Below are 15695 nucleotides of genomic sequence, written 5' to 3' on the forward strand. Positions count from 1 at the left end.
GTGTTCAGTATATAATGAATATCACGAATACATGTTCGTAAATGGCGGTGAGAAGTATGAATGTTGTTTCAAGGATTGAGAATGCAGAGGATATTCAAATTATCAAAGAATACACGTTATTACCCATTTTGCTCGATATGTTAACTAGAGACATGGAGGAGCTGAAGATATATAAGGATAAAATCGTTTATAATCATGTTCTTTTTTATCTGAAAGAGGTCGAAACCTCTATTTACCCCAAAATACAAAGTATTAAGAACAGTATGAAGAAGCGTGATATTAAAGTGCTAAACACAACCACGAATGCACTCGGTATTAACGTAGAATACAAAGTGCGAGGATACATCTATTATTTCACCATGCTTCGAAGTTTGGTTAAAGCAGAACTAATGACAACACTAATGAACATGCAGAGGCGCGTTTAGATGAGCAAGAAGGGCGAAAGGACAATATTCCTATCCGACTGCCAGTCATTCTACGCAAGCGTTGAAAAGGCGACTCATCCAAGCCTTGATAATCTCCCCGTGGTTGTTGCTGGGGATCCGGCCAGGAGATCAGGAATTATTTTGGCGGCATGCCCGATAGCTAAAAGTTTTGGGGTTACCACAGCACAGCGACTGGGAGAAGCGCTGCAATTATGTCCAAATGCCATTGTAATGCGTCCTCACATGCAGCGATATATTGACGTATCGCTCGCGATAACAGATATTTACGAAAAGTATACTGATCTCGTTGAGGTATTTTCAATCGATGAACAATTTTTGGACGTTACTGGTTCGCTCAATCATTTTGGCTGCACTCCCGATGAACTCGCGGTAATGATTCAACAGAAAGTAGCCGCGTCCATGAACGTACGAATTCGCGTCGGTATTGGACCTACTAAAATACTTGCCAAACAGGCGACAGATAATTTTGCTAAGAAGAATGCTAATGGAATATTTACTCTTGGCAAAGATGACGTTGAGCGATTCCTATGGCCACTATCCATTGATAAGATGTATGGGGTGGGTTCACGAATGACGAAGCATTTTGTCGCTCTTGGAATGACCACAATAGGTCATGTTGCTAAAACCCCACTAGCGACTTTAAAACAGAAATTCCGTGCGCGGTTCGGAAAGCAATCGGATATACAAGCGGAAGTAATGTGGAGAACGGCAAACGGACTAGATGATAGTCCTGTTACGCCCGGAACATTTGATATCGCACCAAAATCGATCGGCCACGCTATGACGCTTCCTCGCGATTATTTGACGGTTGAAGAGGTTGACGTAGTACTGTTGGAGTTAACGGAAGAAGTTTGCCGCGATGCTAGGTCGAAAGGGTTTACAAGTGGAACGGTCCATGTTTTCTGTATGTGCTCGCCGTATGACTCTCCAACAGGTTTCAGTCAACAACGAAAGATGCCAATGAATACGAATCATACCTTGAAAGTTTACGACTCGGTGCGTGAAATATTTCGTCGCAATTGGAACGGATTGCCCGTGCGAAAGGTAGGCGTTACGCTGGGAACTCTTGCAGAGGAAGATGTTACTCAAATTGACCTGTTCGAAGATGTGACGAAATTGCGCGAACTTGATCGTGTAGTGGATGGCATTAAAGACCGTTTTGGTAATACAGCAATCATTCGTGCTTCGAGTCTAATGAAAGCAGGATTGGCAACGGACAGGGATGGTAAAATTGGGGGGCATTATAGATGAGCAAAAAACTAGAAATGAATGGCCTACGGGAATCAAGTTGGATGATGCTTCCTCAACATAAAGAGTCCGCGATCAGAGGTCAGAAAGAAAAGCAACACATTCAGCAACAAGCACTCGATGAGCAAGAAAAATTCATTTCATTTCTGATACACTTAGCCAAATCGAATTTACAAAAGAACTGCTCAACTCTAACAATCTCGGTATAGGAACATTGTGCTATTAAAATGTACCTTACTCACGGCATTCGCATTTCGGACATTTCAGCTATGGTCGACTCCCTTCGTAATGGTAACTTGTATGAACGATTGGAACAACGCAATTTAAAACAAGAAACTACAAGAAGCGACAAAAAATCAATAGACAAAGAAAAAACCCGAAGTATCTTTCTCCTACGGGTTGATTTATTTGGTTTTAAATTTTAGCAGAATAGGGGATTACATAGCATTTTTTTCGGACTTTAGATTTGTGGGAATCCATGATTACTTAAACAACGAAGTATGACAAACTAGTGCTATAAGTTTCATTTATTCCCATAATTCTAATTCTTTTGAATCAATAACAGTATTGATATCAATAAATCCTTGTCTCTCATAGATATTAAAATATTGGCTTAGTATACTAAACCTCTCTCTTATTGCAGTGCTTGAGTTTGCTCCTTGTTGATTTAACCTATCAAACTCATTTAATATAGGGTTCAATCGATCAAAATTCATTTTCCGATTTTCCAATTTAATTGTCTCAAATTTAAACAAAAAGTTTTTAAGTTCTTTAGGGTTTCGATCCCATGATTTTTTTATAAACAAATAATAAATAGGGATTATTGATTTTTGTACCAATAACTGATCGGTACCGTCGAAAACTTGACACATTCGATCGAGGCCAGACAAAGACTCATCTATAATATGGTTAATTTCAAGATTCTGCTCTTTATTAGCTTCAACAAACTTATCTAAATTACTTTTAGTTAGTGAGGTGAATGTGTTACTGTACTCAAGTAATAAGATCTTTGTAAAAATCTCCTCGTATGAAAATCTAGAATTTTTAAAACGTAACATTCTAAAGAAGCCGTGGTTTGAAACTACGGGTTTTATTACCTCATCGTTAAGGAAACCACCTTTTGAAAGTCTCTTTTCAGAATTGTTTAATGTTACACCTTCATTTAGTCGCAAAAATAACTCTCTAATTTTTTCTTCATCGTCCGTTATTATTTGAACCACATCAAGAGTATATTTATCAAAACGGTCAATTACCTTTGGAAACTTAACTGCCAATTGATCATAAGTTTTCCCCGCAATATCTTTTGAATCATTTTCATCTAATGTAAAGTCATTAGAAAGTGAAAATTTATTATCCATAAAATCAAAAATGCACTGCAATCTTTGTTTTCCATCAATTATCGAGTATAGGTGATTTCCATTACTAATAAATGGTTTGTGTACATAAAATTTTGGAACATCGTATCCATTAATTAAGGAATCAATGAATAGTTGTCTTGCGTTTATATCCCATAATCCACTTATTCTTTGATATGGAGGATCAAAATTTATTTTTTCTTTTCTTCTATACCAATCTAATATTGTTTGATTTCCATCACTTCTTGCTGGTATTATATCAAACATTTTCGGTTCCCCTCCTCATGCTCACAAGTTAAACTCTTGAGAAATCATAGATGAAAGATTTTCCAAGGAAGGATATATTGAATTTTGTGTTATTCCAAGCTTTCTTAGCTCACTTTGGATTTGAGGAATATAAGCTTTATCTATTTCAATAGAAGTAATGAAATTCCCTAAATTAGAGAGATGTTTTAGCGAAATATCTTCATTTTTTCTTGCAGGAAAAATTGTAAAGGCTCCTTTTTGTGCAACAATTCTAATATTATTTAATGGCCCCACGCAAGCTAATGGGAATCTATAATGCTTTGTACCTTTCAAACCAAAGATAGTCTCAACTTCTGACATAATAATATTAGGAAGAAACTTCTCAGGTTTTTCATAGTTCACTCTGAACTCATTATTTAATTTATAGGGTTCCAAGCAGTAAACAACAGCATTATAATCTTGGTCTTGTCTCCGGTTCATAACAGCAAATGAAAGAGCAATCAAAGCGTCGGTAGACCAATCTAAGAGTCTAGTAGGTAAACCGAAATGTTGCATAACAAATAACCATTCAAAATAAGAATTGGGTATTGCATCCAGTAAGGGGATTGCCTGAGATTGAAACCTATAGAATATACTCTCTTCTAAATCGATTCCGTTCGTGTTCCGTAACAGTTTTGGTTGTAACTTTTCATAATCCTTACCTTGACCCCTAAACCACAACAACTCTTTATCTTGATAATGAGCCTGTACCTTTTCTAAATAGTCGATAATTGATGTAACCGGTGAATTTGGACTTGAAGGGGTAACCACAGCAACGGTTTCTTCCATTTTTAATTCTCTCCTTTAAAATAAGTTCACAAAAGAATACATACTTCATTTATGTTTTATTCGACAGAGGTTACCATAATCCTCCAATTAATTTAGGGGATTGTTTAGTAGGAGAGAAACGCTCTTACACTTTTCAATGACCTCCGCCCAAATTCGTTGCATAAAAAAACGGTCGCCTTTTACTCTACAAGGGAATCCGGTTTTGTAATCGCAGCAGTGCTTATTCAACTATCGTTTCAGTTAGAATCCTGTAGATGGATAAATTTCAGTTTTGTAAAAAATACGAGCGGCTTAGTAGGATGGAAGTACGCTACTGGTCAAAAGCCATTTAAATCCATCATCCAGGAGGACGCTCTACTATGAAGTTCAGATCACAAGATAAGCAAAATCAACTCATTGAAAACATTACATCGAACAGATGACGCGTCAACCCTTGAGATACGATATAGACAGTTGGAATAGAAGCATTTAATAGAAGATAGGCAGTCTCCAAGACGGAGATTGTCTTTTTTTCATACCCATTTGGGATTTCTGGTATCAAAGCGTCCTTATACAAGTGTAAGGAGAATTGCATCAATCATCGAGATTCTATTTACACGAAGTTATTTAAAAAGATTTACCCCTTGTTGTGAAAATTTCTGTCTCACTGTGATTGTCTGTATGTAAGGCAATCAAGCAACAAGTTAATGAAATTTTTTTTGCACCTTGTTGTGAAAAAACCATTCTCGATACGACATAGAAAGTGTAAGGCACAAACGCAACAAGTTGTTGAGAAAGTTTTGCCCCTTGTTGTGAATATTCTTGTTTTGATGTGATTGTCATTATGTAAGACAAAACGCAACAGGGTGCTCCTACGACATCTTTATTGTAAGAGGCAGAGATTTTGCGAAAAAATTGAAAGGGGTTGAAGTAATTGTACATCGAGTTCAAAGATGGGCAGAAATTTGCAAGTGTAATTGCCGATCAGTCACCAATGCACGAATCGTTCAAGGATGCAGGATGGGTGTTGACCAATGACGATCTGATCGTTGACATCGACGACAGGCCGAGAGAAATGCTCGAGAAGATGATCGAGACATTTGGGATCATCACACAGACCGTCTGGACTGATCGTGGCGTCCATCTCTACTTTAAGAAGCCCAAAGCATTCAAGGGATCGAAATCGGTATGTCCCCTAGGCTTTGACGTAGAGTACAAACATATTGCCAACACCAAGGCAATCACGATCAAACGAGGTGGAAAGTTGCGGGATGTAGTGAATGCAGGGGTGCGTCAGGATTTGCCCGACTTTCTGTATATCCGTACCAAGTTGGAATCGTTGGATGGGTTGGGCGAAGGTGATGGACGGAATCAGAAATTACATTCCCATAAGTTCAAGATCATGTCCGTGACAGAACACAAGAAGGTGCTTTCATTCATCAATAAGCATGTGTTTGCTGAACCAATGGACGAGAAGGAGTTCGACACTGTTGCTCGAGATCAGAAGATCGAAGCCAAGGATAACGAAGAACCACAAGTTGCAGAGTCCTTAAAAAAGAAGCTGAAAGTTGTCAAGTACAATGAGCAGTTATACTCGTTCAACGGAGTACGATTTGTTTCTGACGAGTTCATTCAAGAAGTGTACGAGGAGCTGCCCGACAAGAAGACCCATTACGTTGAAGAGGTCATTCGCCAGATGGACAAGCGTATCCGCAACGTGAAACAACCTGTCAACGGTTGGGACATCAAACTCAAGAATGGCATTCTCAGGAGCGGTAAGTTCATTGAGCTGGATTCACATGAGTTCACTCCTTATTACGTTGATGTCAAGTACAACGAGGATACAGAGGCCGTGGAAGCTGTGGACAGCTATTTGCAACATTTGTCACAAGGTGATGAAGGTTACGTCAAGCTGATCCTTCAAATGATTGCACACGGTCTGATCACGAATCCAGAAGTCAAGAGACAGATCGCCAAGTTCTTCGTCCTAATCGGGGACGGTGGGAACGGCAAGGGGACGCTGCTGACAATCATTCGTCTGTTACTGGGCGAAGAGAATTGTTCATCCAATTCAATTGAGGAGATTGCCGATGAACGCTACTTCGTGGGGATGCAGGGTAAGCTGTTCAATCTGGGTGATGACATCAAAGATCAACCGATTGACCACGAGCAGATGAAGCGACTCAAGAATGTGGCAACATGTGACTACGTGGCTACAAGGATGCTGTTCAAACAATCCAAGGATGCTGTTCTGACCACGTCCATGATTTTCACGAGTAATCATGCTCTGAAATCGTTTGAGAAGGGTGAAGCGTACCAAAGGCGGGTAGTATGGCTGCCTATGTTTTCAAAGCCGACCAAGAAAGACCCCAAGTTCATTTCCAAGCTGACCACACCAGAAGCAAAGGCATACTGGATGAAGCTGATCGTTGAAGCATACCAAGAGTTGCACCACAGTGGAGAGATCGAAATTCCAGAAGTGGTAGCAAACCATAACAAGGAATATCACGCGGATAACAATAACGTCCTTGAGTTCATCGAAGGATACGAGAACGACTATTTCGTGGGAATGCGACCTCCAGAAGTTTATGACTTTTATCAAATCTGGGTAGAAGAGAATGGACTGACAATCCACAGCAAGAAGATGATTAAGGACACACTCGAGAGGGTTCGTGGACTAGAGGTTGGGACAGTTCGTGTCCAAGGAAAGGTAGCAAAGGTGTACCAACTGAAGCAAGGAGTATAACTTATCTGTTACTTGTTTGTAACTAAAGTGTTACTAAATTTGTAACCTCAACATCCCTTGGGAGAGTAAGGTGTAACCGTTGTAACCTGTTTTTCCAAGTTCTTTGTTCTAGCGATAATCTTCTTGCTTTGTGCTTCTGCTTTCTGGGGAACACGGATTTCGGGAAAAGAGGTTACAACAGTTACACCCTTCTCCCACGTGGGATACGGAGGTTACACATTCGGTAACATGTCGGTTACAAACAGGTAACACATTTTACACACATATGAGGAGGAAAAACAATATGAAAAACATTCAACTAATCAACTGGCTAACCGAGGAAGCTGTAAAGAGTATCGTGACAAATATCAACGAGGGTTTGACGGAAGATACATTGGAGACCTACGAAGCCATTTTCCAGTGTTGTGCCGATCAAGGCGAGAACGAGATTCTGTATTCACAGCTAGTGCCATATCTGAAATACGTGCCAGTGGGTGACTATCCTTGGGTGCATCTGTCGGACTTGGAACATAACATGTGTCTGATCTCGATGGGCAAGGCTATGATCTGTGACGATGAACAGCAGCAATACGTCGAATCCGATGATTACTTGATCTCATTCCGTGGCTTCGCCATCGAACAATATAAAATCGAATACCAACCCCAACTATCTGTCATCAAAGGAGGAGTCAATTAATGAAATGGCTAGAATGGATTAAACACATAGTAAACGAGGATTCCCGCTACACAATCGAACACCACGGACGAGGGCGGTACAGCCTTGTATGGCAACTGAATGATGAGTATACCCTGAGAGTCATCCCTTGGAAAGGTAAGCGTCAGATAGTGTTGTACAAGGGCAGTTATTCAAAGGGCAATATGTCTTCGTCCGAGTGCTTGGTGGAACAAGATCGTGTCCTAGCTGTAATCGGTGATTATGAAAAACTGGCATCCACGAACTATCCGGGAACTTTCTATAGTGGGAATTGGACGAAGTATACACCCGACGCATGGTACAGCAAATAACACCCCTGATCCGTAACTGAACACCTTTTGAACACCCCCGGTCCGTCACTGGAAAAGGGGGGAGTTCATGCCATTTTACACGATCTGGCACGGTGCTGCGTCAAGAAGTAAATGCGATTAAGGGAATTTTTTTTGAATCATGTACAGAGTGCGGTCGCGGTGGAAAAGGCGGAAATCGATTCCAAACCCCGGGGGGACGTCGACTAGATGGGAAACAAAGCATTTACATTGTCCTGAAAGAAAAGATCGAGTCACTGTTCATAAATTTTCCAAGTCAAATAAGATACTCGGCTTATACCACTCGGCAGGATTCACTCGTGAAGAGATTGTAGGCTTGTTGAACATTACTCGGCAAGCGGTACATTATCAAAGACTTTTCACATTCACTGGCGCATATTTTCTAGACATGCTTGAAACAGGGTTGATCGAATATAGACCCGATGATTGGACGGTGTTAGAAGAACCAAATGAGGATAGAGAACCAAAAAATGGGAGGAGTTAATAATGCAATAATATCGAGGTATCTTACTGGTTAAAGCCATCGACAAACTCGTTGACCGTCTTGAGAAGACAGGTTATACGTTGATCGGTGCTTACCACTCTACTTCCAAGAAGATCAAAGGACAGTGTAACAATGGTCATGACATTCTGATCAAGTCCAAAAATTTTGTATCTAAGGGAGCAGGGTGCAAGAACTGTCATTATTACAACAAAGGCGTACTAAAGGGATTAAAAGAAAGGTATCACTTCACTTTGTTAAGCACTTATAAACTAGTCACCGCTATTCACTGTCAATGCCATTTTGGTAAATGCAAATTATGGAGCGGAAAGTATGTCATCAGACAAACTCATGAAATCATACCATATATTATCCATCAAGAGGGGAGTTTTTGCATCATGGTCAAACAACGTCCCGAACAGCGTCCCAAAGGCACGGTTACAGAACTGAATCAACCGAACTATTCATTACTGGCTAAAGCATTTTTAAATCTCTATAAAGAAGTCGGTCAAACCAACAGTCAACGGGCTAATAATGCTTGTTGACTTTTCTTTTGTCAATCAAGCGTCAAATAAAAAATAGTGTAGGCACAGCATACCCAGAAGTATGGCCGCGGAGAGCTTCAATAATTTCAAGTCCCTTCGAAACAGGGGCTCGGAAATGACCGATACCTTCGGACAAATCACATTGGTAAATGTAGTAGGGACGCACACGGATTTTGACCAAATCATGCATAAGTTTCTTCATGATATAGGTGCTGTCATTGATACCAGCTAAGATCACGGATTGATTGCCTAGCGGAACGCCGGCGTTGGCTAGCATTTCGCAGGATTTTTTAGCTTCTTCCGTAATTTCCAACGGATGATTAAAATGCGTATTCAACCATACAGGGTGATATTTTTTAATAATGTTGCATAAATTTTCCGTAATTCGTTGTGGAAAAACAACCGGAGCGCGAGTGCCGATTCGAATGATTTCTACATGGGGAATCGCCCGCAAATTTTTCAAAATATACTCCAAAATATTGTCATTAATTAACAATCCGTCCCCGCCTGAAAGTAGAACATCTCTCACTTCTGGCGTATTGCGAATATAAGCGATCGCATCGTCCAATTGCTTCTTGGGTACTCCCATCCCCACCTGGCCGGAGAAGCGGCGACGTGTGCAGTATCTGCAGTACATCGAACATTGATTCGTTACCAAGAATAGCACCCGATCAGGGTAGCGATGGGTAAGTCCTGGAGTAGGGGAATCTTCATCCTCAAAAAGTGGATCCTCAAGATCATATTTCGTTTTCAATAATTCAGCGGAAATAGGGACTGATTGCATGCGAATCGGGCATCGCGGGTCATTGGGATTCATCAAAGAGGCGTAGTAAGGCGTAATATTTAAAGGAATCGTTTGCGTGGAAATGCGTACGCCTTCTTCTTCCTCAGGGGTTAGATGGACTACTTTTTTCAAATCATCTAATGTGCGAATGGTATGCGTCAGCTGCCAAAGCCAATCATTCCATTGTTCATCTGTTACGTTCTGCCATAATGCAATTTGCTTCCAGTCACGTCGTTGTTCCATTATTGCACCTCCAGCATGGATATCTTCTCACATATAGAAGATGCAAAAAGGATGCCAACTTTCCACGAAACACGGGGAAAATGAAAAAAACTCAAGCCAACTGACTTGAGTTCAATACTTTTATGCCAACATGTCTAAAAAAGAACTCCCCTCCGTCGCCGAAACAGAAACCGAACAGACGATTTCATGAATAAGAACCACATGGGTGTTTTCTTCTTCTCTGGATGACGTATGGAACGAGGGACGAGATAACTCGACGGTGCTAAGGAAATAGGTTGAGAGCTAATCTCAATTGCCGTGCCACGCTCTTCCAGAAGCGGCAACGCTAGGCTGGCAGCAACTTCGCTTTTGCTATCCAGCAGCAGATCGATTTTTTGTTCATATTCAGTCAAACGATCTGTGAGGATCATGTTTTCTTCTTTGAGTTTTTTAATAAGTTCATATAATAATTTCATTGTAAGTTTTGGCTTTTCTTGTAATTCGTTGGCAGTGGTTTGGCAAATGGGGGATAACAGAAGCATCAATTCTTCATCACTGATTACTTTGGTTGCCACGTTACTTCCTCCTTTAACGAATGGATTTCAAGAGTATCTAGTCTCTCTATGAATCCTTTTTAATATCGTAAAGGATTTGAGGAGTGATGTTGCTCGAAAATCGTTGTCGTTTTGCATTTTTTTTGAAGAAGATTGGTAGATTCGTAGATTCTTCTTAATTTGTTGTGCAATTTCGTATATTCTTCTTAATTCGTTGTGCAATTTCGTAGATTCTACCTATTCAGTTTCCCAATTAAGGTTTCCTCACAATACCATAGCGGTTCAATTTATACTGTAAGGCTTGACGTTTAATACCTAGTGCTTGCGCGGTGAGTGTAATGTTGTATTGATGAAAAGCTAGTGCATCCGCAATGGTCTCTTTTTCCATTTGCTTCACTTTATCCGTTAATCGACCTGTAGCAATAGCCTCTGGTTCATTACGCCACATCGTGGCTGGAAGGGAAAGCGTTGGCGTTAAGCTAGGATTTCCCATAAGGTATGCTGGGAGGTGACCTTCTTCAATCCATTCACACTCCAGTTCCATCATATTGTAGGTGGACTCGATGGCATGACTAAGTTCCCGGATATTGCCGGGCCAATGATAGTTCATTAAGCAAGCTAATGCGGATGGGGAAATACCACTTATTTTCATGCCAAATAGCCCATTAAATTTCTCAATAAAATGTGAAGTGAGGAGTGGAATGTCATCTTTTCTATGCAGGAGTGGGGGGAGCTGCAAATTGACGACATTGAGCCGATAATAAAGATCACTTCTCAGTAATCCCTTGGCTAACGCCTCTTTGGGATCAATATTCATGGCAGTGATGATTCGGACATCAACTTGTTGTTCATGACTTCCACCAACCCTACGAACGAGCCCATCTTGCAGAACACGCAATAATTTGGCTTGCAGGAATAAATCAAGACTATTCAACTCATCGAGGAAAAGTGTGCCACCATTCGCTTGCTCAAATAATCCCGCTCGATCGATAGCGCCAGTAAATGCGCCTCTAGCTGTTCCGAACATAATACCTTCCATCAGTTCATTTGGAACTGCGGCACAGTTCTGAGCAATAAACAGTTTGCTGCGACGGGCACCGGCATTGTGTATGCTCTGAGCGAACAATTCCTTTCCGGTGCCAGTAGGTCCCGACAACAGCACAGGTGAGCTCGTACGGGATGCTTTTTTGGCAAAAGCAATGGTTTGCTGGAAGGAGTCACTTACGCCGATTAAGTCACTAAAATGGTAGCGAGCAGAACTAGTACTTTTCTTATCTTTGGACGGTGATTCGTAAATTTGATGCCTGAGATCTAGGATTTGATCATGCAAATGAACAATGCTCGTGATATCCTTGGCCACTTCTAAGGCTCCAATGATTTCTTCGTTTTCGATGATCGGATACGTACTGTTAATGGTTGTGATCCGTTTCCCTGTTACACTCACGTATGTCTGAATTTTTTCCCGTATTTCAACGCCGGTTTGCAGTACTTTCATAAAAGTGCTCGTTTCATTCGTGAGGGAGGGAAAGAGGTCAAAGACGTTTTTCCCAACAACTTGTTCACGCTTAAAACCATCCGTTTCAGCCATTTTTTCATTATAAAATATAGTGATTCCCTTGTTATCAATCAGATGAACACCGACATCAATGATATTCAGCATATTTTCAAAATATTTCGCACCATGATCGTCATGCTTGGACATTATGTTCACCCGCCTCATGAAGAATGGTTACGTGGTTCAATTAACAGCTTATGAGTAGAAGCCTGGAAAAATGCCCTAGAACGAACAGTAGATTTGCTTGCCCGTGGTAGTAAGTATGCACATGAATCGAAGTTAAACTGCATAGAAATCGGATAAAACGTAATATTAGCTAAGCTACTACGACGTCATGGTGAGAAGGTGGGTTACCTGTGAACACACAAGTCTATCGGCCCAAGAATGCAGTAAGGTTCGTTACGGCGGCGGCTTTGTTTGATGGGCATGATGCTACCATTCATATTATACGAAGGATTTTGCAAGCATCGGGCGTTGAAGTGATTCATCTAGGCCATAATCGATCTGTTGATGAGGTTGTCCATGCAGCGATTCAAGAAGATGTGCAAGGGATCGCAATTAGCACTTATCAAGGCGGACATATTGAATATTTGACTTATATGTATGATCTTCTTCGGCAAAAGGGTGCTGACCATATTCAAATTTTTGCTGGTGGCGGAGGTGTCATTGTTCCCTCTGAGATCCGATTCTTAGAGCAATATGGGATTGCTAAAATTTTTTCACCAGATGATGGCCGGGAAATGGGATTACAAGGCATGATCAATTACATGATTCTAGCCGTAGACAAGCCAACACCAAGGCAACTTCCGGAGGAACTCCCGTTACCATTAGAACGTTTATGGGCAGTCATGGCCAGTGCCATTACAGCAGTTGAAAAAGGCGCTGGAAGTGGACCCATAGCGCCAATATTACCTATTATACAAAACCTACAGATGTCACTTACCGCACCCGTTATTGGGATTACGGGGACAGGTGGAGCAGGTAAAAGTACATTAACCGATGAGCTGGTAAGGCGCTATCTGCAGCAATACCCGGATAAAAGCATTGCGATCATCTCTATTGATCCTTCAAAAATGAAAACGGGCGGAGCTCTTCTTGGTGATCGTATCCGAATGAATGCTGTTAATAGCCCTCGGGTCTATATGCGAAGCTTAGCAACTCGGGGGGCTAAGTCGGAATTAAGTCTAGCTACGAAAGAAGCCATACAAGTCCTTAAGGCTGCTGGCTACCATATGGTGATGGTGGAAACGAGCGGTATTGGGCAAGGTGATTCAGCAATCGTAGAGCTATGCGATGTGTCTCTCTATGTGATGACGAGTGAATTTGGCGCCGCAACGCAGTTGGAAAAAATAGACATGATTGACTTCGCAGATATCATCGTCATTAATAAGTTCGACCGTCGCGGCTCGGAGGATGCTTTGCGCGATGTTCGCAAGCAATTTCAGCGCAGCCATGGTTTATTTCATACACCAGTCCAGGAGTTGCCTGTATTCGGTACGATTGCTAGTCAATTTGACGATCCTGGTACACATGGGTTATTTGCCAAACTCATGAAGGTCATCTCTATTAAAACAGGCGGCGATTGGCCAGTGACCGAAATTACGAATAGACAGCCTGTTACTACGAAAAATGTCATCATACCGCCAGACCGCACCGGTTATCTCAGCGAGATTGTGCAAACGGTCCGACAATATAGAAAGTTCACAGATGCGCAGGCGAAAGTAGCGCGAAAGCTCTACCAGCTGCGTGGAACGAAAGACATACTAATGTCCGATCATATGGGAAATGAACAGGATTCACAAATGGTCATGACCATGCTGCAGGAACGCATTACTCATTATACAACCCTGATGGATCCCGCTTGCAGAAAGCTGCTTCAAGAATGGCCGCAAGTTCGACACTCCTATCAGCAAGATGAACGAATCAGCAAAGTTGGCGACCGAGAGCTGAAAACAGCGATGTACACCGAATCACTCTCAGGAACGAAGATTCCAAAAATTAGTTTACCTCGGTACGCAGATGAGGGGGATATTCTTCGATGGCTGTTGCTGGAAAATCTACCTGGCCACTTTCCTTATACAGCTGGTGTATTTCCATTTAAACGGACGAGTGAGGATCCAAAACGCCAATTTGCCGGAGAAGGCACGCCTGAGCGCACCAACCGTCGCTTCCACTACTTATGCGAAAATGAGGAGGCGAAACGATTATCAACGGCTTTTGACAGTGTAACTTTATATGGCCAAGATCCGGACTACCGCCCTGATATTTATGGGAAAATCGGAAACAGCGGTGTAAATGTATGTACGTTAACGGATATGCAAAAGCTGTTCGATGGATTCGATTTGTGCCATCCCACTACAAGCGTATCGATGACCATTAATGGGCCGGCTCCAATGATTCTGGCCATGTTCTTGAATACGGCGATTCAGCAGCAAGTGGAGAAGTTTGTTCAACATAAGGGTAGTCAACCAAGTGACGAGGAATATGCGCAAATAAAAACGTGGACACTCAACACGGTTCGGGGTACAGTTCAGGCTGATATTTTGAAAGAAGACCAAGGACAGAACACATGCCTGTTTTCAACTGAATTTGCCTTGAAAATGATGGGTGACATGCAGCAATATTTCATAGATCATCATGTGCGCAACTACTACTCTGTAAGCATAAGCGGCTATCATATTGCGGAAGCAGGGGCGAACCCTATCACGCAGTTAGCTTTTACATTGGCCAATGGCTTTACCTATTTGGAATATTATTTGAGCCGTGGCATGCGAATTGACGATTTTGCGCCGAATCTTTCTTATTTTTTCAGTAATGGTCTTGATCCTGAATATACGGTCATGGGGAGAGTCGCGCGTCGCATATGGTCAACTGTCGTTCGACATCGTTATGGCGGCAATGAAAGAAGTCAAAGGCTGAAATATCATATTCAAACATCTGGACGCTCTTTACATGCGCAAGAAATGGATTTTAATGATATACGAACAAGTCTGCAGGCACTCATTGCCATCTACGATAATTGCAACTCTTTGCATACGAACGCTTATGATGAAGCGATTACGACGCCTACTGAGAATTCAGTCCGCAGAGCCATGGCGATCCAATTGATCATCAATAAGGAATTTGGATTAACCAAGAATGAGAATCCATTACAAGGTGCCTATATTGTAGAAGATTTGACCGATCTCGTGGAGGAAGCCGTTTTGGCTGAATTTGAGCGCATTCATGCTCGTGGCGGTGTGCTCGGTGCCATGGAAACACACTATCAACGTGGAAAAATACAAGATGAATCGCTCGCCTATGAACACAAGAAGCATTCAGGAGAGTTGCCGATTATTGGTGTCAACACATTCGTGAAACCTCATGTCGATAGTTCAGCAGTTGAAATTGAACTCGCTCGTTCAACGGTTGAAGAGAAAGAGTCGCAGATTCTCGGATTGAAAGCTTTCAAGGAGCAACACCAATCGTCCTGCCCGGCAGCACTAGAACGTTTAAAGCTAGCTGCGTGTAATCAGGGGAACCTTTTCGAAGAACTAATGGAAACGGTTAAAGTTGCTTCGCTAGGACAGATTACAGCAACGTTATATGAAGTAGGAGGGCAGTACCGTAGGAACATGTAAGTTAAAAAGTTAATAGATTTATATAGCCCTTCCTCCCATTCCATGATATATATGAATAGAACT

Annotated in this window: 12 protein-coding genes and 1 pseudogene; 8 read left to right on the top strand and 5 right to left on the bottom strand. The window is 41.6% G+C overall.

Features of this window, described 5'->3' with window-relative positions; genetic code table 11:
- Window positions 1-56 precede the first annotated feature (56 nt).
- From AC58QT_RS25895 to AC58QT_RS25905, 3 genes are read left to right on the top strand one after another with little or no spacing between them, the layout of a single operon-like run.
- The gene (locus AC58QT_RS25895; RefSeq protein WP_497411528.1) at window positions 57-425 is read left to right on the top strand and encodes a YhjD family protein; all 369 of its coding nucleotides are present in this window, start codon (window positions 57-59) and stop codon (window positions 423-425) included.
- On the top strand, window positions 426-1697 hold the full coding sequence (locus AC58QT_RS25900; RefSeq protein ID WP_497411529.1) for a DNA polymerase IV: 1272 nt from the start codon (window positions 426-428) through the stop codon (window positions 1695-1697). It begins immediately after the preceding gene.
- A complete protein-coding gene (locus AC58QT_RS25905) occupies window positions 1694-1903 on the top strand; it encodes a YolD-like family protein (protein WP_497411530.1) in 210 nt (69 codons plus the stop codon). The genes AC58QT_RS25900 and AC58QT_RS25905 overlap by 4 nt, the downstream gene beginning before the upstream one ends.
- A gap of 318 nt (window positions 1904-2221) precedes the next feature.
- Here AC58QT_RS25905 and AC58QT_RS25910 read toward each other — a convergent pair whose 3' ends face one another.
- Window positions 2222-3316, bottom strand: coding sequence for a DUF262 domain-containing protein (locus AC58QT_RS25910; RefSeq protein WP_497411531.1), 1095 nt, complete (start codon window positions 3314-3316; stop codon window positions 2222-2224).
- A 21-nt stretch (window positions 3317-3337) separates the two neighbouring features.
- The gene (locus AC58QT_RS25915; RefSeq protein WP_497411532.1) at window positions 3338-4123 is read right to left on the bottom strand and encodes an FRG domain-containing protein; all 786 of its coding nucleotides are present in this window, start codon (window positions 4121-4123) and stop codon (window positions 3338-3340) included.
- 913 nt (window positions 4124-5036) lie between these two features.
- Here AC58QT_RS25915 and AC58QT_RS25920 point away from each other — a divergent pair.
- The 4 genes from AC58QT_RS25920 (at window position 5037) to AC58QT_RS25935 (ending at window position 8897) form a co-directional block, all read left to right on the top strand.
- A complete protein-coding gene (locus AC58QT_RS25920) occupies window positions 5037-6848 on the top strand; it encodes a phage/plasmid primase, P4 family (RefSeq protein WP_497411533.1) in 1812 nt (603 codons plus the stop codon).
- 283 nt (window positions 6849-7131) lie between these two features.
- Window positions 7132-7524 carry a hypothetical protein gene (locus AC58QT_RS25925; protein WP_497411534.1) on the top strand — a complete coding sequence of 131 codons (393 nt, stop codon included), beginning with the start codon at window positions 7132-7134 and terminating at the stop codon, window positions 7522-7524.
- Window positions 7524-7853: a hypothetical protein gene (locus AC58QT_RS25930; RefSeq protein WP_497411535.1), complete on the top strand. Its 330-nt coding sequence runs from the start codon at window positions 7524-7526 to the stop codon at window positions 7851-7853. The genes AC58QT_RS25925 and AC58QT_RS25930 overlap by 1 nt, the downstream gene beginning before the upstream one ends.
- Window positions 7854-8750: 897 nt before the next feature.
- Window positions 8751-8897 (top strand): hypothetical protein, encoded by a 147-nt coding sequence (locus AC58QT_RS25935; protein ID WP_497411536.1) that lies wholly within the window; start codon window positions 8751-8753, stop codon window positions 8895-8897.
- A gap of 37 nt (window positions 8898-8934) precedes the next feature.
- On the opposite strand, the pseudogene kamA reads toward AC58QT_RS25935, so the two are convergent.
- The 3 genes and pseudogenes from kamA to AC58QT_RS25950 all read right to left on the bottom strand — a co-directional run.
- Window positions 8935-9924 (bottom strand): annotated as a pseudogene (kamA, locus tag AC58QT_RS25940) (lysine 2,3-aminomutase); the annotation flags it as partial.
- Between the two features lie 134 nt (window positions 9925-10058).
- Window positions 10059-10478: a hypothetical protein gene (locus AC58QT_RS25945; RefSeq protein ID WP_497411537.1), complete on the bottom strand. Its 420-nt coding sequence runs from the start codon at window positions 10476-10478 to the stop codon at window positions 10059-10061.
- Between the two features lie 232 nt (window positions 10479-10710).
- Complete coding sequence (locus AC58QT_RS25950) at window positions 10711-12159, bottom strand: sigma-54 interaction domain-containing protein (protein ID WP_497411538.1); 1449 nt, start codon at window positions 12157-12159, stop codon at window positions 10711-10713.
- 209 nt (window positions 12160-12368) lie between these two features.
- Here AC58QT_RS25950 and icmF point away from each other — a divergent pair, with 209 nt between their 5' ends.
- A complete protein-coding gene (gene icmF, locus AC58QT_RS25955; RefSeq protein WP_497411539.1) occupies window positions 12369-15632 on the top strand; it encodes a fused isobutyryl-CoA mutase/GTPase IcmF in 3264 nt (1087 codons plus the stop codon).
- Window positions 15633-15695 lie beyond the last annotated feature (63 nt).

Source organism: Paenibacillus sp. J31R109, from assembly GCF_059692055.1.

What these genes read in the sequence shown, in the direction of transcription:
- AC58QT_RS25950 (WP_497411538.1), bottom strand. Translation starts at nt 12,159, where the DNA reads ATGTCCAAGCATGACGATCATGGTGCGAAATATTTTGAAAATATGCTG.
- AC58QT_RS25895 (WP_497411528.1), top strand. Translation starts at nt 57, where the DNA reads ATGAATGTTGTTTCAAGGATTGAGAATGCAGAGGATATTCAAATTATC.
- AC58QT_RS25925 (WP_497411534.1), top strand. Translation starts at nt 7,132, where the DNA reads ATGAAAAACATTCAACTAATCAACTGGCTAACCGAGGAAGCTGTAAAG.
- AC58QT_RS25930 (WP_497411535.1), top strand. Translation starts at nt 7,524, where the DNA reads ATGAAATGGCTAGAATGGATTAAACACATAGTAAACGAGGATTCCCGC.
- AC58QT_RS25905 (WP_497411530.1), top strand. Translation starts at nt 1,694, where the DNA reads ATGAGCAAAAAACTAGAAATGAATGGCCTACGGGAATCAAGTTGGATG.
- AC58QT_RS25935 (WP_497411536.1), top strand. Translation starts at nt 8,751, where the DNA reads ATGGTCAAACAACGTCCCGAACAGCGTCCCAAAGGCACGGTTACAGAA.
- AC58QT_RS25900 (WP_497411529.1), top strand. Translation starts at nt 426, where the DNA reads ATGAGCAAGAAGGGCGAAAGGACAATATTCCTATCCGACTGCCAGTCA.
- AC58QT_RS25910 (WP_497411531.1), bottom strand. Translation starts at nt 3,316, where the DNA reads ATGTTTGATATAATACCAGCAAGAAGTGATGGAAATCAAACAATATTA.
- AC58QT_RS25915 (WP_497411532.1), bottom strand. Translation starts at nt 4,123, where the DNA reads ATGGAAGAAACCGTTGCTGTGGTTACCCCTTCAAGTCCAAATTCACCG.